Here is a 20157-nt window from a genome sequence, read left to right as displayed (position 1 = left end):
ATCACCGAGCGCGAGGGACTGGCCGACCGCATCGACATCATCCAGGGCACCTTGGCCAAGGCCTTCGGCACGCTTGGCGGCTACATCACGGGAACGAGCGCGGTGATCGATGCGGTTCGCTCCTATGCGCCGGGCTTCATCTTCACCACCGCGCTGCCGCCGGCCATCGCCGCCGCCACCACCGCCTCCATCCGCCACCTCAAGCGCTCGCAGGCCGAGCGCGACGCGCAGCAGCGCCAGGCAGCCAGGACCAAAGAGGTTCTTGCCGCCGCCGGCCTGCCGGTGATGGAATCGGCCACCCATATCGTGCCGGTGCTGGTCGGCGATCCCGAGCTTTGCAAGATGGCCAGCGACCGCCTGCTCGGCGTGCACGGCATCTACATCCAGCCGATCAACTATCCGACGGTGCCGCGCGGCACCGAGCGGCTGCGCATCACGCCAACGCCGTTCCATTCGGATGCGCTGATCGCCGAATTGCAGGACGCGCTGGTCGAGACCTGGGATGCGCTGGGCATCCCCTATGCCAGCTCAGGCCGTCCCGCCGTCGCCAAGACCGACCGGATCATTCCGCTGCTCACGGCGGCGGCGGGCGGCTGAAATCGAGGACGTCGAACTTTGATCCGACGCAATGCGCGGGGCTTCCAAAGGAGGAAAAAAGGAAACCACGTTCAGGGATGCCAGCCATGATACACTCTGTTTCGCACACCTCAATCACGCATGCTGCCGATCAAGCGCAGCAATGGGTAAACGAGCTTGCCAAGGACCTGGATTGGAACGAACAAAGTGCGTTCCGGCTGTTGAAGGCAGTCCTGCACACTTTGCGCGACTGGCTCTCGCCACAGGAAACGGCGGATCTGTCGGCACAATTGCCCACCTTGATCCGTGGAATCTATTTTGAGGGGTGGAACCCACCCGGCTCCGTGTGTGAGCGCAAGAAGCGCGACTTCGTCATCAGCGTCAGGAAGAGCTTCGGTTATGAGCCGGAGATCGACGTCGATAAGGCTATTGCAGTTGTGTTCCGACTGCTCGACCGTCACATTTCCCACGGCGAAATCGTCCAGGTCCGGAACTCGATGAAGAAGTCGCTGCGTCAACTCTGGCCGGAGGGATGACCGATGTTTCGCGATCGGCAGGAGGCGGGGCAGAAGCTCGGAGCTTCGTTGGAGGCGCTTCAGCTGAAGGATCCAATTGTACTCGCCTTGCCGCGCGGCGGCGTTCCTATAGCGGCCGAAGTGGCCAAGGTTCTCCAGGCACCCATGGATCTGGTCATCGTTCGCAAAGTCGGAGCGCCAGGAAATCCAGAACTTGCCGTGGCCGCCATCGTGGACGGCGATCCGCCGGACGTCGTTCTTAACCGTGAGATCGTGGAGGCCTATGCTCTCGATGATGGCGCCCTTCGTGTTTTGATCGCGCAGGAACGGCCGGAATTGGAGCGGCGGCGGGCATTATATCGCGGCAAGGAGCCGCCCCAGTCGGTGGCCGGCAAAACAGTGATTGTCGTTGACGACGGGGCGGCAACCGGGACGACGATGAAGGTGGCCATCCGGGCGTTGAAGCGACGTTCTCCCCGAAAGATCATCGTGGCGCTCCCCGTCGCGCCACCGGAAACAGTGGACGAACTTGCACAAGAAGCGGATTTGACCATCTGTCTCAACCAGCCAGCGCGCTTCCGGGCGCTCAGCTATTACTATGGCAACTTTCCGCAGCTTTCCGACAATGATGTGCTCGATGTCATGGCCCAGCTTCGCCAGGATCGCCACCCTGCTTTCGAAAGAAGAAGCTCCGGCACAAACGCCGCAAGCAAATCACGGCATGAAGCCGGCACTTAGGAGTTTTAGCCATGGAGATCCGCACGCTTTCCACTCTGGAATGTACGAAACTTCTGACGGCCAACAGGGTCGGCCGCCTGGCCTGCGCAAAGGACGGGCAACCCTATATCGTGCCATTCTACTATGCCCATGCCGACAATCATCTTTATGCCTTCTCCATGCCGGGCAAGAAGATCGACTGGATGCGCGCCAACCCGCTCGTCTCGGTGCAAGTCGACGAGCATGGCACGAACCGAGGTTGGAAGAGCGTCGTCGTCAATGGCCGTTACGAGGAGCTTCCAGATCGGATCGGACACAAGGTGCAGCTCGATCACGCTTGGTCGTTGCTGAGCAGGCACACCGACTGGTGGGAGCCTGGCGCGCTCAAACCGGCAACATCCTCGGTCGCCGAGCATCGCCCGCATGTATTCTTCAGGATATTTATCGCGGAAGTTTCGGGCCGCGAGGCGATGGAGACTTGACTGAGGCGTGGTGCGCCGTGCGCAAGGCAGGCTGCAACGCCGCAGGTCGACATCCGGCGGACGCATCCGCAATCCGGTCAAGGGCAAGCCCACATGGACGCGCTCATCCTTCAACTTGGCGTCGCTTTGGCGATTGGGTTGCTCGTCGGCCTGGAGCGCGGTTGGCAGGAGCGCGACGCGGCTGCCCATAGCCGCACGGCGGGCATCCGGACGTTCGGCATTGCGGGGCTTCTCGGCGGCATCATCGCGGCGTTGGAGCAAGCCCTCAACGCGATTTCCGTATTGATCGCCGGCTTCCTCGCATTTGCCGGCATCCTTGCATGGTACAAGGCGCGTGAAGCCGCGCATGACGAGGATTTCAGCGTCACGACGGTCATTGCCGGCTTGGCTGTCTTTGTGCTTGGAGCCCTGTGCGTAGCAGGCGATTTCCGCGTTGCAGCCGCAGGCGGCGCGGCGCTGGCGGCACTCCTTGCCAGCCGCGAAATCCTGCATGGCCTTTTGAAGCGCCTCACTTGGATTGAGCTTCGCTCGGCATTGGTCCTGGCAGCGATGACCGCCATAGTCCTGCCCCTGCTGCCTGACCGGGCCTATGACCCCTGGGGCGGTTTTAATCCGCGGGAGATTTGGCTGCTCACCGTGCTGATGGCCTCGATTTCTTTCGCTGGCTACGTCGCCGTGCGCATCCTCGGAACTGCTCGTGGTCTGATTGTCAGCGCGCTTGCCGGCGCTGTGGTGTCATCAACTGCTGTCACCCTGTCACTGGCTCGCACTGCCAGCGCGTCGAACAATTCCTTATCCCTGTCAGGGGCGGCCTCGCTGGCCGCGATGGTCTCGGTCCTGCGTGTCTGTCTCGTGGTCCTGCTGCTGGCGCCGGACGTCGCAGCATTCATCGCCATAGCAGCACTTTTTGCTGCGGTCGCATTTGCAGCCTGCGGAGCAACCGCATTGGCGATTGCGGGTCAGAAACAGGACAGCCCTGCCCCATCGCGAAATCCGTTCGAGCTGATGCCGCTGACGATATTTGCGCTGCTGTTCGCATTCGCCTCCACCGCAAGCGCCGCATTGGCCTCCCGGTTTCAGGAACAAGGTCTGCTGGCGAGTTCCGCTGTTGCGGGTGCATTTGATGTCGATGCCTCGGTGCTCAGCGCCCTGCGGCTGGCCAAGCACTCGGTTTCCATCGAAACCATCGGGCAAGCCGTGCTGACCGCGCTGACGGCCAACGCCATTGGCCGCCTGTGCCTGGCGATGTCGGCAGGGCCGGTGAAATTCTGGCTGCCAGTGGCCGGCATGACCTTGATCGCCGCGACTGCGGGCTATTGCGTCATGCGGTTCCTCTAGGGGAGCGCGATTTGCGGTCGGCTCCGGCGCCAATTCAGATTTGACCGGCGTCAAGGCTGGCAAGCCCCATTCCTGTTGAACTGCTCCTATCATTCAAGGTGGGAGGGCCCTATGGCCACGACAGACATCAATGTCCCTGTCCGGGAAGCCGCGACCACAGCATCGATGAAATTGAGGCTGGGATCGCTTACGGCACTCGTCATTGGCTCCATGGTGGGCTCGGGCGTGTTCAGCCTGCCCCAGAACATGGCGGCCGGCGCCGGCCCGCTTGCTATCCTGATCGGCTGGACGGTCACGGCCGTCGGCATGCTCGCGCTGGTATTCGTCTACCAGTCGCTGGCGGTGCGCCGGCCCGAACTCGATGCCGGCCCCTACGCTTATGCCAAAGCCGGCTTCGGCCCCTTCATCGGCTTCAACAGCGCCTGGGGCTATTGGATCAGCGCATGGGTCGGCAATGTGTCCTACGCCGTAATCGTCTTCAGCGCGTTGTCCTATTTCTTCCCCGCCTTCGGAGACGGGAACACCTGGCAGGCGGTGCTTGGCGCATCCATCCTTTTGTGGATCATTCATTTCCTCGTTCTTGGAGGCATTCGCCAGGCTGCAATCGTCAACACGATCGTGACCGTGGCCAAGATTGCCCCGGTGGTCCTTTTCGTTGGGGTTGTCGCGGTCGCCTTCAAGCTCAACGTCTGGTCGCTCGACTTCACGGGGCTCGGCAACGCTTCGCTTGGTACGATCGCCGCTCAGGTAAAGAGCACGATGCTGGTGACGCTGTGGGTCTTCATCGGCATCGAAGGCGCCAGCGTGTTCTCAGCCCGTGCAGAACGGCGCAAGGACATCGCCACCGCGACGGTGCTCGGCTTCTTCACCTGCCTCGCGCTCTATGCGCTGGTCTCGCTGCTTTCGCTCGGCATCTTGAGTCAGCCCGAGCTGGCCGCCCTCAAGAACCCGTCCATGGCGGGCGTGCTGGAGGCGGTTGTCGGGCCTTGGGGCGCCGTGCTCATCAATCTTGCGCTCGTCGTCTCGGTCGTCGGAGCCTTCCTGAGCTGGACCCTGCTCGCCGCTGAGATCCCGCATGTCGCCGGCAAGGACGGAACGATGCCGAGGTTCTTCGGCCGCGAGAGCGAACGCGGTGTCCCCTCGACCTCCCTGCTCATCACCAACCTGCTGGTCCAGGCGTTCCTGGTGATCACACTCTTTGCCCAGAGCACCTACCAGGCGCTTTTCTACATCGCCTCGGCGGCAATTCTCGTCCCCTACATCTTCTCGGGCGCCCTTGCCGCGAAACTTGCATTGACCGGGGAGAGCTACGAGAGCGGCGAGCGGCGTTCCGGCCCGCTCTTCGCTGGCGTGCTGGCAACGATCTACGGGCTCTGGCTCGTCTATGCGGCGGGACCTGCGTATCTGTTCATGTGCGCGATCCTCTATGCACCGGGCATCATCTTCTATGTCTGGGCCCGCCGCGAGGCCAATCAGCGCGCTTTCCACCCCGTGGAGGCCGTCATCGCCGTCGCGCTTGTCGCAGTCGCAATCCTTGCCGTCTACGAGATGTGGACCGGCGCCGTCAGCGCGCTTTGAGGGCCGTCTCATGGGGAATCTGGGGGTTCATTCGGAAGTCGGTCGCCTGCGCGAGGTGATGGTCCACAGGCCGGACCTCAGCCTGCGCAGACTGACCCCGGACAACTGCAAGTCGCTACTGTTCGACGACGTGCTGTGGGTGAAGCGGGCGCGCCAGGAGCACGACGTCTTCGTCGATGCCTTGCGTGAGCGCGCCGTGGTGGTTCATTCCTTCGGCGAGCTCCTCGCCGAGACCATGGGGATCGGCAAGGCCCGCGACTGGCTCCTCGATCGCCGGGTGCACGCCGGCGTTGTTGGCCTCGACATGGTCGACGAGATGCGAGGCTGGCTGAACGAAATGTCGGCCGGCCTGCTGGCAACCTGTCTCGTTGGCGGCATCGCCCGCGCGGAGCTGCCGTTCGAACCCAAGGGTTTGACTGGGAAAACGCTCGCGCCCCAGGACTTCGTGTTGCCACCGCTACCGAACCAGCTCTTCACCCGCGACAGTTCCTGCTGGATCTACCGCTCCGTCTCCGTGAATCCCATGTACTGGCCTGCCAGGCGACCGGAAGCGGCCAATGTCGAGGCGGTCTACCGCTTCCACCCGCATTTCCGGGACAGCGGCGTGCCATTCGTATCGCCGCAGGCAGGAACAGGTATCAGTCTGGAAGGCGGCGACGTCATGCCCGTCGGCGGAGGCGTCGTTCTCGTCGGAATGGGAGAGCGCACGACGCCGCAAGCGGTGGGCGATCTCGCCCGCAGCCTGTTCGCAGCCGGCGAAGCCACGCACGTGATCGCGGCGCTGATGCCACGCGACCGCTCCTTCATGCATCTCGACACCGTCTTCACCTTCTGCGACCGGGACCTTGCCACCATGTATCCGCCCGTCGTCGACAGGCTGCGCACCTTCTCGATCCGGCCCGGAGACGGCGATGCGGCGGTCGAGGTCAGGGAAGAGAACACCCCCTTCACAAAGGTCGTGGCGGAAGCGCTCGGCCTGAAATCGCTGCGCATCATCGCCACCGGCGGCGACCGCTACGAGGCCGAGCGCGAGCAATGGGACGACGGCAACAACGTCGTCGCGGTCGAGCCGGGAGTCGTTATCGGCTATGACCGCAATGTCTACACCAACACGCTTCTGCGGCGCGCCGGCATCGAGGTGATCACCGTCGAGGGCGCCGAGCTCAGCCGCGGCCGCGGCGGCGGTCATTGCATGACCTGCCCCATTGCACGCGACCCGATCTGAAAGGATATCCAATGTCGATCAACCTGCATGGCCGCTCGGTGCTTTCACTGGATGACCTTTCGGCCGAAGAAATCCGTTTCCTTCTGAAGTTGGCCGCCGATCTGAAGGCCGCCAAGCAGGCTGGGCATGAGATACCGCGCCTGGTTCGCAAGAACATCGCCCTCATTTTCGAAAAGGATTCGACACGCACACGGACAGGCTTCGAGGTGGCGGCCTATGATCAGGGCGCCCATGTGACCTATTTCGGTCCTTCCGGCAGCCATATCGGGCACAAGGAGTCGATGAAGGACACCGCCCGCGTGCTCGGCCGCATGTATGACGCCATCGAATATCGCGGCTTTGCCCAGCATCAGGCCGAAATGCTGGCAACGCATGCCGGCGTGCCCGTCTACAACGGCCTGACGGATGAAGCGCACCCGACCCAGATCCTCGCCGATTTCATGACGATGCGCGAGTTCACGCACAAGCATCTGTCGGACATGACCATCGCTTTCGTCGGTGAGGGACGCGACAATGTCGCCCAGTCGCTGGCATTGGGAGCCGCGAAGGTCGGCATGGACATGCGCATCGCCTCGCCGAAGGAACTCTGGCCCGACCAGGAATTCTGTGACCATGTGAAGAAACTCGCCGAGCGCAGCGGAGGCCGCTTCCGGCTCGATGAAGACATCAAGGGCTGCGTGCAGGATGCCGACTTCATCTATACCGACGTCTGGATGTCGATGGGCGAAGACAAGTCCGGCTGGCCGGAACGCATCCGTCTGCTGAAGCCCTATCGGGTGACGAAAGAAGTGATGGCGGCCAGCGCCAATCCGCATATCAAGTTCATGCACTGCCTGCCGGCATTCCACGACACAGAAACCGAAGTCGGCGCCTATATCGCGCGCGAATTCGGCATCGACTGCATGGAGGTGACTGACGAGGTGTTCGAGTCCGACGCCTCGATCGTCTTCGACCAGGCGGAGAACCGCATGCATACGATCAAGGCGCTGCTCGTCGCGACGATCGGCAACTGACATGCTGATCGTCGTCGCCCTCGGCGGGAATGCGCTGTTGCGGCGCGGTGAACCCATGACGGCGGAAAACCAGCGCAACAACGTCAAGCGAGCGGCGTCCGCCCTCGCCGCGCTGATTGACGAAGGCCATTCGCTCGTCATTACGCATGGCAACGGTCCGCAGGTCGGCTTGCTTGCGCTCCAGTCGGCTGCCTCATCGGATGGGGCTTTCCCGCTCGACGTTCTGGGTGCCGAGAGCGCAGGCATGATCGGCTACATGATCGAGCAGGAGCTCGCCAACCTCGCCTCTCAGCGACTGTACGCGACACTGCTGACGCAGGTGAAGGTCGATCCGAACGATCGTGCCTTTTTGCGTCCGACAAAGCCGATCGGCCCGGTTTATGACGAAACGACAGCCCGGCGGCTCGGAAGAGAACGCCACTGGGCCATAGCGCTCGATGGCAATATATGGCGCCGGGTCGTGCCCTCGCCCCGTCCGATCGAGATTCTGGAAGCATCCGTTATTTCCTTCCTCGTAGAGCACGATGTCATCGTCATCTGCACCGGTGGTGGTGGCGTTCCGGTTGTCGCGCGCGAAGATGGCAGTATGGTCGGTGTCGAAGCCGTCATCGACAAGGATCTGGCCAGCTCGCTGCTGGCGCGCCAGATGAAGGCCGACATGCTCTTGATGCTCACGGATGTGGATGCAGTCTATGCAGGCTACGGCACGCCGGATGCCCGCGCACTGCGCAATGTCGGGGCAACGGAGCTTTCGGGGAAGAATTTCGCCGCCGGCTCGATGGGACCCAAGATCAGTGCCGCGAACGCGTTCGTGCAGGCGACGGGCAATCCCGCAGCGATCGGCCGGCTCGAGGACGCGGCGGAGATCGTCAAACGGCGTCAAGGCACCTGGTTTGAGCCCTAGCCTCGTTCGGAACTCATCCTCACAGCCGGAGCGAGGAAAAGGCACGGTATCCGGTTCCTGATGCCGATGCTGAGCTACGGCCTATCGGATCACGGACGCACGCCCGCTCCCTCCAGAAACCCTCGGATTGCTTCGCGAACCTGCTGAGCGTGTCCAACCAACAGATGTCCACCGGTGTCATAGACGATCAGCTTTGCACCGGTGATCTTGCCAGACGCGAATTCCGCTGCCGGCAGCGTGTTAAACAGGTCATCGCGCGCGGAGATGACCATTGTCGGCGCAGTGATTTCTTTCAACGGCAGTTCGTGCAGCTCGGGGACGCTGTCGATCTTGATTCCGGGAAAACGCAGCGACAGCGGCTCGACGCTCCTGACGAAGCTCATAACGCGTTCCCTCTCGGCCTGGGGCGCGACCGATACCAGCGCCGGCCGAACACCGAGAAAGCGAATGAGTATCGACGGTGCGGCGGTCTCGGCGGCCCACCATGCAAAATCGCCGCCGACATTGACGGCCCAGAAAGCGATCCTGTTGCCTAGACTCACATTGATCGAGACGGGGCTAGTGGGCGAGTAAAGCGCTGGGACGATCAGGACGAGAGCGGCAACCTTGTCAGGGTGCCGCAGTGCCAGCTCGACCGCCGAACGAGCGCCGGCCGAAACGCCGACAACCACCGCTTTGGGGACGTTCAATCTGGAAAGCAGCGCCGCGTGCGCGTCGCCCTGCGCGGCTGGAGAGGCGTCTCTGGGAACGGGCGTGCGCAGATAGCCGAAGCGCGACGGCGCGATGACCCGGAAGCCTCCACCTGCAAGATCGGCGGCAAGGACGAGTCCAACGTCAAAACCGCCGCCGGCGCCGTGGACCGACAGCAGCGGAAAACCCGCGCCGCTGTCGGCATATTCGATCGGGCCAATGTCGAGGTTGGCGACCAGACTGCCTTGGCCGACGGCATGGCGCAGACGACCAAGCTCGTTCCGGTAGAGCAAGAAAGCCACGCCAATCGTGGTCGCCATGGCGATGACCGTGACCAGCAGGAAACTGCCAATTCGACTCATCGCGAATGCTCCTGCCCTTCTACCCCTTCGGTGATCGCGACGTCGCCCGCGCCTAGTGCGACATCAGCACCGGCAAGCGCAGATCCGATAGTATTCCCTCGGTTGCCCCACCGAGTACAAAGTCTCGGAGGCGAGAATGGCCCCATCCGCCCATGACAAGGAGGCTGCCATTGATCCTTTTGGCATAATCCTCGAGTGCGGCGCTAATTATCGACCGACATCATCGCCCCAGGCTTTTAATATAGCTGATAATCGCGACGATCTGATCGGGAGACGCCACGAACTCGGGCATGTCCGGATGTCCGGTGGATATTCCCTCGGCCAGAGCTTCCTGAAGATCTTCGATCGGGTACCGCAGGTGCAGCAATCGGAATGGCGGGGCGTCGGGATGGGTGCTCTGGCCACCCGGACCGACCGCGTGACAGCGAACACAGTTTTTCTCGACCAGTCTTTTTCCACGAACGATCTGCGTGTCTTCGCCAGCACAGGCCGACGATGCAACACCGAGTGCGAACATAAGCAGTAGGATCGAAAGCGCTGGCCTGGATCGCATCATCGACAGGGTCCTGCTTGGTCGCATCAGGCTAAGGAGCGAGGGTGGCTGCCCGCATGTCTTCGATCGTGGCTTCGGCCTCTTCTCGAGCTCGGCCCGCCGTTTCCGAAGCGAATCCGGCGCCCAGGAACGCAAGCCTGGCGACCTCGCCGGTATAGTCCGACGTGGCGTTCTGGAAAAAGTTGACGAACACATCGTAAGCATCAGCGAATTCGTCCCGCCTCATCAGCGTTTCGATCAGCCTCAGATCATCCCAAAACCGCCGGCTGAGAAAGGATGCTGCTTCTATCTGCAAACTGAACAGTGCACCGGTAGACTGCATCTGCAGCGCCACAGCGGCATGCGATAGTTTCTGCCCTGCCTTCACGAACGGCAGCAGATCCGGCGCGTTGAATTCTTCTACATTCCAACTCATCATAACGTTCCTTGGTGTCCGGCTTCGGTGTTCGGCTTTAACGTCAACGCCTGATCTTCGGGTGGCGCGGCCTTGAGCGGCGGCCGAAGCCATGGCTCACCGCATCGAGCTTGCGTTTCTTGGAAGACGCCGTTTCGAAATAGATGCCGACCCCGGCGATCCAAGCGAGGCAAAGCAGGACGCCCCAAAAGAGAATGCCTTCAGCGGACATGAACTGATCCTCGTGTGGCTCTGATCTAACATCGCAAGGTCGATTCCGGCATGCATTGATCCCGATCAATCGGCCGCCAGGCGCAAACCAGCATCGACCTCTTGGCTTCCCTTCTCGTCCCCGCCTTCCGACTTTGACCTCGATCAAGGCGAGGAAGGGCATTGGCTGGCACGACATCGCTGAAACAACTGTCTTGCGAAGAGCAGAAACGAGGACTGCGATGAAGGAACTGCCGCTTGCCGAAGTCTATCGGCTGATCGAGCCCGGTCCCGTTGTCCTCCTGACAACCAGGTCAAAACAGGGTCGCGCGAACGTCATGACCATGTCCTGGCACATGATGACGGGGATCGCGCCGCCGACAATCGCCTGCGTCGTATCGAGCGACGACTTCTCCTTCTTCGCCTTGCGTCAAACGAAGGAATGCGTAGTCGCGATCCCTGCCATTGGCCTCGCGGAAAAAGTCGTCAAGGTTGGAAACTGCTCCGGACGCGACACTGACAAGTTCGCGACAGCTTGGCTGACGCCCCTTCCCGCCGAGCGAGTTTCGGCTCCCCTGATCGCCGAGTGCTACGCCAATCTCGAATGCCGGGCCATCGATACACGCCTGGTGAACAGATGTAACCTGTTCGTCCTTGAGGTCCTGAAAGCCTGGGTCGACCCGGTTCAACCGAAACCGAAGACGATCCATCACGTCGGAAATGGCAACTTCGTTGTGGATGGCGAGTCGGTCCATTTCCAATCCCGCATTCCGTAAAGCGTGTCGCGATCTTTCAGATTCGCTCCGTGCGCTTTTGGTTTTTGTTTTGCGCATGTCTTTGTCGGAAGCCGGTTACCACTTCGGCGCCATTTTGATCGACATCAAGGTGAGATGTTTCTGCAAAACTAGCTTCGGTGCACCGAAACTCTCGAACCGGAAGCGCCCGATGAGCTACAGATCCATTCTCTTGAACCTAGGCATTGACGGTTCAATCGAACCGCTGATGCGGATCGGCATCGATCTTGCCAAACGTTTCGATGCAAAGCTGATTGGCTTCTGCGCCGTGGACGCCCCGCTGCCGGTGACGACGGCGCCCGAGGGTGCGGCGATTGCTGCTGAGCTTTGGGAGCAGTCGAGGAACGAAATCCGGCAAAGGCTGAATGATCAGCACTCCAAATTCAACGAGCTCGCCGGAACGGTCAAGGCGGAATGGCGTGACACGGTCGAGAATCCGGATCATGCCCTCGTCAGAGCTTCTCTTCTTGCCGACCTCGTCGTCACGGGCGCCTCCTTGGGCGCATCCACGGGTGACGGCTACCGTATGGCCGATCCGGGCAGTTTGGTGCTGCGCGTCGGTAGACCCGTGCTGGTCGCCGCTCGTGGCGCGGCGAGTTTGCCGCTTGGCAGAGTCGTCGTCGCCTGGAAGGACACGCGCGAGGCAAGGCGCGCCGTGGCAGATGCAGTGCCGCTGATGGCCATGGCCAATGAAGTCATCGTGGTGGCGGTTGATCCCAATCCGGGTGATTGGATTGGAGACGGAGTCAAGGACGTCGCTAGCTTCCTCGCCGGGCACGGCATCAAGGCGCGGACCCAAGTCATCAGAACGGACGATGATGAAGGTAGCCGTCTCATTGATTTCCTCGCCTCGGTCAAGGCGGAGTTGGTCGTGTCAGGCGCCTACGGACACAGCCGCGTGCGGGAATGGGTGTTCGGCGGAGTTACCCGTTCGCTGTTGGATGAGGTTTGGCTCAATCGGCTCATGTCGAACTAACGCCGAAGCGGACCAACTTCCGTGATGTTGCTACCAATGACTGCTTTCAGACTGCCGCTGAACTCAACATCCGATATGAGGTGGAAAGCTGCCGTTCCCGTAGAAGATAAACACGGTCGGCGACTAGCTGGATCAGCTTCTTGAATCAACTTTGGCGAACTTCTTCGTAGTCCATTGGCAAATAACGATTATGTTATTCGCTGAGGGATGACCTTTACCAAAGAAAGTCAATAGTTTGCGGGCGGTTCGCCAATCCATGTGCTTCGTGTGATTTGGCGCGGTCTGGCAACCGGATAAGAACCCGAAGTGAGCCACCTTCTTATTCCTAATCTGTAGGTCGCATTCGATTCCTGCCGGGATCACCACTTGGGCTCGCGATAGGCTCAACTGACGTTGTCAAGGTCGGTATTCCGGGCAACAGCGCCTTATCGCTCGATTACGCGCGGAGCCACGAACCTAGTAGGCCTTCTCGTCATATCGCCCCGGCCCCGCGGGTGCGGTTTAAATGCGCCAAGGCCACAGACGTAAAGAACTTCTCGTGGTTCAGTTGGCTGGGATCGCCACATTGAAATGCTGTTGTTTTTACTTACTTTTTTGTTCTTTGCCAACGATGTTGTATCACAATAGGTAGCACAAATGGTAGCACATCTTGGCCGGCGGTTGCTGCAACGGCGTCCCCCTGGCTTCAAGGTATCACTACCACGTATGTGGCTATGTTCCTTGCGAGGTGCTCAATGACCGGAGAGACGGCGTCGAGAATTTGGCAGACCCGGAGGATGTAGTAAGAAAGCTGATTCCATTGCGTTTTTGCGGGCTGAATCCCGGACGCTCCCGTATTGTTCCGTAAGCTTCCGCAAGTAACCCCCGACCGCTGACTTACCTACCCGAAGTCTCGCTCGCCGCAGCCTCCAGCGTCGGTCTTAGGTTCAAATCCTGGACAGGATTTGGCTTTCTTTGTTCCGCGGCGTCGGCTTCGCCTCCTCGCGGGCCCCTTATGCAGGTTAAAATCACCGGGCAGTTCCATTTTCCGACGCTTCCAAGCCCCCTGGGCTGTCAGCTGCCTCCCCCGAGCCCTTAGCTGGCCGCCCGTTCTTTCGAAAGGCGGAAATGACATCTCGCCGGCAGGCCAGCAGCATGATCGTCGTGCCGCCGCGCATGTGCGCGGTCATTCCCAAGCTGGTTGATGAACTGAGTAAGGACCTTCGCGCGGCGTTACCCGGTTTTCAGTTTCAGATCGTACCCGACTACATCGGCTGGCACAGTCGCGAGTTCGTCGTCGAGGCGGATGTCATCGTGACCGATGCAGCGGTTGATGCGCTTCAGGAGGTGCTGGCACGGTATGGCGACAACGCGAGTGCTAAGGATTAATTCTCGCGCAAGCTTCAGCTAATAAACTCGCCTCAGCCGTTATTTATGGGAGGGCCAGTTGGATCAACCCACAACGCTTGAGAACTTGGAGTTTGCGCAGTCCATGCTGACGGAGATCCGCCGGAGGACTAGCGCTTCCGGCGAGCCGTTCCTCACATATTTGATCGATATAGCAGCTGCCGAAGCGCAAAAGCGGGCCCACGACGTTCGGTCCCAAGATTGTTCTGGCAAGACGATGCCCGGCCTGGAGACGTCTAGAGGGGATTAGGCAAGGCAGGCCGGGCCCTTGCCCAGCGCGCACCGCGCGGGCAGGCTTACACTGTGAGCCGCTTTCGGCCGTGCGGCATTAACAACTTTAGGACACGCCTAAAGAAAAGCCCGTCGCAGCTTCCTGGCTGCCACAGCAACATTTTAGCTAAGGCGAAAGTGTGGCTTCCACGCATCTTCCGAACAATATCCACGCACTCGAACTTGTCGGCGTTGACAATTGACGGGGTTCGGCAGCAACGCTATCCGCACTCAGGTGAAGACGCTTCGTGGGCGTACAATTGAGCTAAGCAATGGCACAAAGGGGCTATTCCGTGAAACAGATTCTTCTTGCAACCGCTCTCGTTCTCGCGACCGGCACCGCCTACGCGGCCGATGCTTTGCAGGAGGCACCGGTTGCTGCTTCCTATGATTGGACCGGCGCATATATCGGCGTGAACGCAGGCGGCGGTTTCGGCACGTTTAGCATTGATCCTTCTGATGGCGGCCCTGGTGGTTTCGACCTCAGCTCAAGTGGTTTCCTGGGCGGCATCCAGGCCGGTTACAACTGGCAGGTTGGCCAATTCGTCTACGGCGTGGAAGCCGACTTCCAGGGTTCCGACGTCAAGGGCGAGCTATCGACCGGCGGCGCCTCTGTGGAGACAAAGGTTGATTGGTTCGGCACGCTGCGTGCTCGCATCGGCTATACGCCCGTCGATCGCTTCCTGGTCTATGGCACTGGCGGCTTGGCCTACGGTCACGAAAAGCTCGACATATCCGGGCTCGGCGGACCTAGCTTTTCGAAGACCAAGGTTGGCTGGACCGTTGGCGCGGGCGCCGAATACGCCATCACCAGCAATTGGTCGCTCAAATCCGAGTATCTGTACACAGACTTGGGTAAAACGACGTTCGATCTCCCGGGGCCAGGGCCAGATGCCGTGGTCAAAGTCCCCTTCCACACCGTTCGCGTCGGTCTGAACTACAAGTTCTAATTTTTTGGCGGACCTCCTAGAAGCCCCGGCAGATTTGTCCGGGGCTTTTTGTTTGCGCGGCAATCTCAAGCAGCGAATGCGGCAGCGCCGGGCCGATCAATGCAAGGTCACGGTCAATCTTGGTGCGCCTGTCACAGTTAATGCCGACACTCTCAGGCTGGTCACGCACCGTGTGCCGCCGAAGCGGAAGACGCCGCTCACAACCGGAGATGTGACTGCGGCTGGCGGGGCTTACGGTTATTGCGTCCCGCTGGTTCGCAAAGAAGGGGCGCAGCCTAGAGGCGTATCACCTCGTCGACGCCAAGCCGCAAGCGCTGGCCCTCGGCATGGGCCCAAGCAAAGCTATCTTGCTCGAATGAACGCGTGGCAGAAATAAAAAGAACCCATCCAACAAATGTGGTAGCTCCCGAGCCCGTCGAGGCGTACTGTCGAAAAGTCGTCCGTCCCCCCCCGGCATACGGACGCTTGAAAGTCAACTCAGGTGCTTTCGCCACTTCGTGGAGAAAGCCCCGTGAACAGACACTCAGCTAATTTCATTTCCGCTTTTGAATTCGACGTGATCCGCCAGGCGTTTCGACGGTCGATTGCAGACGACCGCATCCCGCCGGAGGAATGGGAAAAATGCGCAGATGACCTGGTGCGGCATTTTGTAGGCGGCGAAGCGCCGAGGGAGGTAGTCGCTGCCTTGCTTAACTCAGTGCGGCAAATAAAAAACCCGCCGGCCGAAGCCAGCGGGCTTTCATAGTCAATCGGCGAACGCTTAATCAGAGGACGGCGGCGGGGGGACCGATGGCCCCGCGACAATAGCCGACAGCTTTGCCTTGCGGACAAGGACAGGCTTCTCGTAGGTCTTCTTCAATTGCACCCCCTTTGATCACGGAAACGTGAAGATTTTTGCCAGCGGCGACCAGGGGTTGTCAAGTTCTGGCCACAGGAACGCACAGGCTGTTCCTCGGACGGCGCTACATCCCCGGCGTGCCTTTGCGCACCATCTTATCGCCCTCGATGACGCGGTCCATTCGCTCGTGGAGCGTCGAGACGCTGCTCGCCGCGGCCGCCTTAACGTCGGCATCCGAGTCCTCCGGCAGATAGGGCGCCTCAACTGCCGGCACTACTCTCGCCGAGACACTTCTTCGCAGGCGCGCAGCTCGAGCCGGCGTGCGCCGCGAAATCGGACTGCCGTTGGAACAAACGCTGCGCCGCTCGGTTTGCCTCTAGGCACAATTCTGTGCATTGGAGGATATCCATGAAATTTCATTTGTTGTCGGCTGCGCTCTGCACAGCCGTCGGACTGGGTTTTGCCCATCCGGCGCTCAGTGCCGAAACGGCGCAGGATTTCGTCAACAAGGCCGCGGAAGGCGGGATCTTCGAGGTCGAGTCCAGCAAGATCGTCCAGGGCAAGGCAAAGGACCAGGACGCCAACGACTTTGCCCAGAAAATGATTACCGATCACGGCCCGGCCAACGCCAAGCTGCAGTCTATCGCCGGCGAGCAGAAACTTCAGGTTCCGGCGGAGACGGACGCCAAGCACAAGAGCGACCTCGAGGCGTTGAAGTCGTCGAACGGTTCGGCCGACCAGTCCTACGTGAAGATGCAGCAGGAAGCGCACGCCGACGCAGTCAAGCTGTTCCAGGACTATGCGGCCGACGGCGACAATGCGGATCTCAAGGCATTTGCCCAGCAGACGTTGCCGACGCTCAAGATGCACAAGGAGATGATCGAAAAGATCGCCTCCGGCAAAACCGACAATATGGCAACCACCAGCACCGCGCCGGCGGCGACAGGCACAGACCAGAACGCTTCCGCCCCAGTGCCTGGAGCCAACAGCTTCACTGAAGCACAGGCGAAATCGCGGATCCAGGATGCCGGTTTCGCCAATGTCAGCGGGCTGACGAAGGACGACCAGGGCATCTGGCGCGGCACCGCCGAGAAGGACGGAAAGCAGGTAGCCGTCGCACTCGATTTCAAAGGCAACGTGGTTGCCGGCGCTCAATAACCGAACTCACGAGATGGAGTGAAAAATGACGACTGTCACCGGACTTTTCGATGATTATCAGGACGCCTTGGGCGCCGTGCGCCAATTGGAAGCCATTGGCGTGCCGCGAGACGATATCAGCATCGTGGCGAACAATTCCGACAATTGGTATCGGGACGATGAGACTTCAGAAGCTGGCGAAGATGCCGCCGCCGGCGCGGGCCTGGGAGCGCTAGTCGGCGGCGCGGGTGGCCTGCTCACGGGGCTCGGGATCATGGCCATACCCGGCGTCGGGCCTGTCGTGGCGGCAGGCTGGCTGGCCGCAACGGCCGTCGGCGCGGTGAGCGGCGCCGTGGTCGGCGGAGCCGCCGGCGGAATTGTCGGAGCGCTGACGGAGTCCGGCGTTCCAGAGCGCGATGCGCATGTCTATGCCGAGGGCGTTCGCCGCGGCGGCAGCCTGGTGACTGCCAGGGTGGATGATCGGCTTACCGGCGAAGCTGAGCGCATTCTGCAAGGCGAGCGTTCGGTCAACCTCGATGAGAGGCGTAGCGCTTACGTGTCCGCCGGATGGACAGGATTCGACGACACGGCAGAGCCCTTTGACATCGAGGCCGAGCGCGATCGCGTTCGCCGAACCACACCGCTCTGAGAAATGCGGCCCCGTCGAACCATCGGCGGGGCTTTTTTTCCGGCAAGGGACAAAATAAGACCTCTTGTTTAGCTGCCCTGAGAACTTTTCCCGTGGCCGCTACTTCCTCATCGAACCTTGGGGGGAAATTGAGGGGCATGTTGCCTCATAGCGGCTGCGCGTTTTTGGTGAGGTTAGGCGGCGTGAAAATCTCCTGCCCGCACCAGTTTGTGCCGGTTGACCGCTTTGACCGCTGAGTTTGAGACGGCTATTAATCTCTCGCGGCGAAGCTCCTGAAGCACTCGGTACACATCCACGGTGGAAAGACAACATAATAACGGTTTCGGGCTGTTCGCATTCGCAGGTAAGCGGGATTGCAGAGCTGAGGCGCCACAGGCCTATCCAGCAAATTGCTTCCTCGGCTCAACAACGATCCAAGCTATTTACTAGAATAGGCATCTGCAAACGACCGAGCCGGGGCGCGCTGCACGCGGGCGAGATATCTCGGATCAGCGCCAGACAGAATGGAGGCTCGATGGTGGCGGCCAATCGTCGTAATGGGCTCGCGAGCCTGCTCGCCGCTTCCAGGGGCCATCCGCGCACGGCCCTGCCGACCGTGGCGAGCGTGTCATCACCGTCGCCGCGCTTTATTTCGGGCGCGAGGTGTTCCTGCCGATCGCCGGTGCGGTGCTCCTGGCCTTCGCCATCGCCCAGTCGTTTCATGGCTCAAACGCCTCGGCATTCCCCGCATGGCCGCGGTCATCGCCAGCCTCGCCGGCGCCTTTGCAGCGGTCTCGCTGTTCTCCTTCGTCGTCGCCACCCAAGTCAGCGATCTCGCGCAGAACACTCCCGTCTACCAGATCAACATCCTGACCAAGGTCCGCGCGTTGAAGTACCGCACCACACATGCAATCACACAGGGTGGCAAATCCTTACCAGGAAGAGTACACCCACTCCATAAGGGATGACGAGAAGTGCGAGGGCGATCCAATAGCCCGGCTGCGCCAATGCCGCGAAATCTGAACGAAGCTGTTCCATTGCCACCAAACGATGCGCCAACATCGTTGTTCCAAGAGGCAACTCGGAGCTGTATATGACCTTCCCTTTTTTGCCGGCAATTGAACATGTTCTTGGGTTTCAGTTGGAGGCATGATCAAAAAGGCAGTGGCGATGTTTGGTGGCTCCTCTAACGCCAAACAGGTAACCGCGGCTCGAGCCTCGCTGACTTGCCTCGGGGGCAAAGTGCGATTTGGGCGAGGCGAGTGTTCGCGAATTCGAGTGTGGTGGCCGCCTTCCTTCGCAGGAAAAGCTACTGCCGATACGCCAGCTATCTTGCGCCGCCGGCGTCGTGTTCTTCGGCCAGGATAGCTACTGCCAACCTGTTGTTCGATTGCAAGAACCCGCCCAGTTTCCCGTTACCAATCTTAGCGACCGCGAGGCTGGGATAATCTGCATCAGGGAATGTACGCGCTCTTATCTCGATCGGAATGCGAAGGTTCGGGGAATATTCACCTCTCAAACAGGTCTGGATCATCCTTGCAAGGCAGCCTCCGTTGCCAACACGGTCGGGCCCGCGAACGCCATGATCCGATCTGTCGCCGATGCGTGCGATACAGCGGGCGATCCAAACTGAATCCGCTGCTCGGTCGCCCTTCTGAACAGCGGAGTTGATTGGCTACGAAGCTTTCACGAAGGAGGAACAAAGCAGCCGATTGGCAGTTTGGTAACATCAACAAACGTTTCCGGATCATGGCTCATCGTCGGTCTTCGTTGCTAGCTTTGGGCCTTCTGGTCTTGGCGGTTGGCTTGACGCATCAGAACGCGGCTGGCGCCCAAGCCCCCTGTCCAGCCGATCACGACAAGCTGCTCTCGGCCGTAAAGGCAAATGTGAAGGCGAGCGGCGGTCCGGCGAATGGCGGCTTCGAAACCAATGAATGGGCGGCACTGGTCGCTCGCGACGGCACCGTCTGTGCCGTTGCCTTCAGTGGCCCCACGGTTGATGCGCAGTGGCCCGGTAGCCGGCTGATCGCGGCCGAGAAAGCCAACACCGCCAATGGGCTCAGTCTTGCGACCATGGCGCTTTCGACTGCGAATCTCTATGCCGGCGTCCAGCCGGGCGGTCCGCTATTTGGCCTGCAGGCCACCAACCCCGTTAACCAGGCAGCGGCTTACGCGGGCGATCCCAAGACGTTTGGAAGCGCCAACGACCCGCTGATCGGCAAGCCGATCGGAGGCGTCGTCGTGTTCGGCGGAGGCTTGGCCCTGTACGACGGCAAAACAATCGTCGGGGCGCTCGGCGTGAGTGGAGATTCCTCCTGCGCCGATCATAACGTCGCCTGGCGAGTTCGGGCAGCCCTCGGCCTCGACAAGGTTCCAGCTGGCGTCAATCCCAACCGCAAAGATGCCATCATCTATGATCTCGATCCCGGCGGAAAGAGCGCCTCCGGCTGGGGTCACCCGCTTTGTGCCGGGCACGAGGCAGACATTGCGGCGGAACTCGGCGCGGGAGTCGGAGGCGCGGCGCCAAAATGAAGCGAGCAATGCAAGCTGCAGCATCCTGCAGTGACTTGGCACGCGTCGATAGCCCAGCGGCGTCCCGAAAACATTTCGTGGGTGTTCTT

At 60.7% G+C, this 20157-nt stretch carries 24 protein-coding genes and 1 pseudogene; 18 read left to right on the top strand and 7 right to left on the bottom strand.

Annotated elements, in window-relative coordinates:
* From LCM4577_RS21050 to arcC, 9 genes are all read left to right on the top strand, one after another.
* On the top strand, positions 1 to 597 hold a 597-nt coding region (locus LCM4577_RS21050), incomplete at its 5' end, for an aminotransferase class I/II-fold pyridoxal phosphate-dependent enzyme (RefSeq protein ID WP_116390120.1).
* A gap of 86 nt (positions 598 to 683) precedes the next feature.
* Positions 684 to 1112 carry a DUF2267 domain-containing protein gene (locus LCM4577_RS21045; protein WP_071033833.1) on the top strand — a complete coding sequence of 143 codons (429 nt, stop codon included), beginning with the start codon at positions 684 to 686 and terminating at the stop codon, positions 1110 to 1112.
* Between the two features lie 3 nt (positions 1113 to 1115).
* Positions 1116 to 1829: a phosphoribosyltransferase gene (locus LCM4577_RS21040; protein ID WP_071073239.1), complete on the top strand. Its 714-nt coding sequence runs from the start codon at positions 1116 to 1118 to the stop codon at positions 1827 to 1829.
* An 11-nt stretch (positions 1830 to 1840) separates the two neighbouring features.
* On the top strand, positions 1841 to 2290 hold the full coding sequence (locus LCM4577_RS21035) for a pyridoxamine 5'-phosphate oxidase family protein (protein WP_041011680.1): 450 nt from the start codon (positions 1841 to 1843) through the stop codon (positions 2288 to 2290).
* A 93-nt stretch (positions 2291 to 2383) separates the two neighbouring features.
* Positions 2384 to 3628: an MgtC/SapB family protein gene (locus LCM4577_RS21030; RefSeq protein WP_071073237.1), complete on the top strand. Its 1245-nt coding sequence runs from the start codon at positions 2384 to 2386 to the stop codon at positions 3626 to 3628.
* Positions 3629 to 3739: 111 nt separating this feature from the next.
* The gene (gene arcD, locus LCM4577_RS21025) at positions 3740 to 5206 is read left to right on the top strand and encodes an arginine-ornithine antiporter (protein WP_071073235.1); all 1467 of its coding nucleotides are present in this window, start codon (positions 3740 to 3742) and stop codon (positions 5204 to 5206) included.
* 10 nt (positions 5207 to 5216) lie between these two features.
* Complete coding sequence (locus tag LCM4577_RS21020; RefSeq protein WP_041011678.1) at positions 5217 to 6431, top strand: arginine deiminase; 1215 nt, start codon at positions 5217 to 5219, stop codon at positions 6429 to 6431.
* Positions 6432 to 6442: 11 nt separating this feature from the next.
* Positions 6443 to 7444: an ornithine carbamoyltransferase gene (argF, locus tag LCM4577_RS21015; RefSeq protein ID WP_071073233.1), complete on the top strand. Its 1002-nt coding sequence runs from the start codon at positions 6443 to 6445 to the stop codon at positions 7442 to 7444.
* Position 7445: 1 nt separating this feature from the next.
* The gene (arcC, locus tag LCM4577_RS21010) at positions 7446 to 8348 is read left to right on the top strand and encodes a carbamate kinase (RefSeq protein ID WP_071073231.1); all 903 of its coding nucleotides are present in this window, start codon (positions 7446 to 7448) and stop codon (positions 8346 to 8348) included.
* Between the two features lie 89 nt (positions 8349 to 8437).
* Here arcC and LCM4577_RS21005 read toward each other — a convergent pair whose 3' ends face one another.
* From LCM4577_RS21005 to LCM4577_RS20985, 5 genes and pseudogenes are all read right to left on the bottom strand, one after another.
* Positions 8438 to 9400 carry an alpha/beta fold hydrolase gene (locus tag LCM4577_RS21005; protein ID WP_071073229.1) on the bottom strand — a complete coding sequence of 321 codons (963 nt, stop codon included), beginning with the start codon at positions 9398 to 9400 and terminating at the stop codon, positions 8438 to 8440.
* Between the two features lie 52 nt (positions 9401 to 9452).
* Positions 9453 to 9566 (bottom strand): annotated as a pseudogene (locus LCM4577_RS21000) (universal stress protein); the annotation flags it as partial.
* Between the two features lie 54 nt (positions 9567 to 9620).
* A complete protein-coding gene (locus LCM4577_RS20995) occupies positions 9621 to 9917 on the bottom strand; it encodes a cytochrome c (RefSeq protein WP_244508393.1) in 297 nt (98 codons plus the stop codon).
* Between the two features lie 67 nt (positions 9918 to 9984).
* Positions 9985 to 10368, bottom strand: coding sequence for a hypothetical protein (locus tag LCM4577_RS20990; RefSeq protein WP_052468141.1), 384 nt, complete (start codon positions 10366 to 10368; stop codon positions 9985 to 9987).
* A 43-nt stretch (positions 10369 to 10411) separates the two neighbouring features.
* A complete protein-coding gene (locus LCM4577_RS20985) occupies positions 10412 to 10579 on the bottom strand; it encodes a hypothetical protein (protein WP_157900488.1) in 168 nt (55 codons plus the stop codon).
* A 220-nt stretch (positions 10580 to 10799) separates the two neighbouring features.
* Between LCM4577_RS20985 and LCM4577_RS20980 the strand changes: the two genes are divergently transcribed.
* The 5 genes from LCM4577_RS20980 to LCM4577_RS20960 all read left to right on the top strand — a co-directional run bounded on the left by LCM4577_RS20980 (position 10800) and on the right by LCM4577_RS20960 (position 15678).
* Positions 10800 to 11333, top strand: coding sequence for a flavin reductase family protein (locus LCM4577_RS20980; protein WP_071033767.1), 534 nt, complete (start codon positions 10800 to 10802; stop codon positions 11331 to 11333).
* 169 nt (positions 11334 to 11502) lie between these two features.
* Positions 11503 to 12327, top strand: a complete 825-nt coding sequence (locus LCM4577_RS20975; RefSeq protein WP_071073225.1) for a universal stress protein — start codon at positions 11503 to 11505, stop codon at positions 12325 to 12327.
* 1134 nt (positions 12328 to 13461) lie between these two features.
* On the top strand, positions 13462 to 13695 hold the full coding sequence (locus LCM4577_RS20970) for a hypothetical protein (protein ID WP_071073223.1): 234 nt from the start codon (positions 13462 to 13464) through the stop codon (positions 13693 to 13695).
* Positions 13696 to 14276: 581 nt separating this feature from the next.
* Positions 14277 to 14933 carry an outer membrane protein gene (locus LCM4577_RS20965; RefSeq protein ID WP_041006103.1) on the top strand — a complete coding sequence of 219 codons (657 nt, stop codon included), beginning with the start codon at positions 14277 to 14279 and terminating at the stop codon, positions 14931 to 14933.
* A gap of 511 nt (positions 14934 to 15444) precedes the next feature.
* Positions 15445 to 15678, top strand: a complete 234-nt coding sequence (locus LCM4577_RS20960) for a hypothetical protein (RefSeq protein WP_131803265.1) — start codon at positions 15445 to 15447, stop codon at positions 15676 to 15678.
* Positions 15679 to 15895: 217 nt separating this feature from the next.
* On the opposite strand, the gene LCM4577_RS20955 is transcribed toward LCM4577_RS20960, so the two are convergent.
* Positions 15896 to 16045 (bottom strand): hypothetical protein, encoded by a 150-nt coding sequence (locus LCM4577_RS20955; RefSeq protein ID WP_157900487.1) that lies wholly within the window; start codon positions 16043 to 16045, stop codon positions 15896 to 15898.
* Between the two features lie 134 nt (positions 16046 to 16179).
* Between LCM4577_RS20955 and LCM4577_RS20950 the strand changes: the two genes are divergently transcribed.
* Together LCM4577_RS20950 and LCM4577_RS20945 are read left to right on the top strand one after the other, a co-directional pair.
* Positions 16180 to 16929 (top strand): DUF4142 domain-containing protein, encoded by a 750-nt coding sequence (locus LCM4577_RS20950; RefSeq protein WP_041011668.1) that lies wholly within the window; start codon positions 16180 to 16182, stop codon positions 16927 to 16929.
* 25 nt (positions 16930 to 16954) lie between these two features.
* Entirely contained in the window at positions 16955 to 17557 is a 603-nt protein-coding gene (locus LCM4577_RS20945; protein WP_040988247.1) for a general stress protein, read from the top strand.
* Between the two features lie 402 nt (positions 17558 to 17959).
* Here LCM4577_RS20945 and LCM4577_RS20940 read toward each other — a convergent pair whose 3' ends face one another.
* On the bottom strand, positions 17960 to 18259 hold the full coding sequence (locus LCM4577_RS20940) for a hypothetical protein (protein WP_338012043.1): 300 nt from the start codon (positions 18257 to 18259) through the stop codon (positions 17960 to 17962).
* 26 nt (positions 18260 to 18285) lie between these two features.
* Here LCM4577_RS20940 and LCM4577_RS20935 point away from each other — a divergent pair, with 26 nt between their 5' ends.
* A complete protein-coding gene (locus LCM4577_RS20935; RefSeq protein ID WP_071033772.1) occupies positions 18286 to 18504 on the top strand; it encodes a hypothetical protein in 219 nt (72 codons plus the stop codon).
* Positions 18505 to 19285: 781 nt separating this feature from the next.
* Positions 19286 to 20068, top strand: coding sequence for a heme-binding protein (locus tag LCM4577_RS20930; RefSeq protein ID WP_040983562.1), 783 nt, complete (start codon positions 19286 to 19288; stop codon positions 20066 to 20068).
* Positions 20069 to 20157 lie beyond the last annotated feature (89 nt).

The sequence above is a fragment of the Mesorhizobium sp. LCM 4577 genome (assembly GCF_001854795.2).
GTDB lineage: Bacteria > Pseudomonadota > Alphaproteobacteria > Rhizobiales > Rhizobiaceae > Mesorhizobium > Mesorhizobium plurifarium.
Note: the sequence above shows the minus strand (reverse complement) of the source record. Positions and strands in the feature narration are given on the sequence as shown.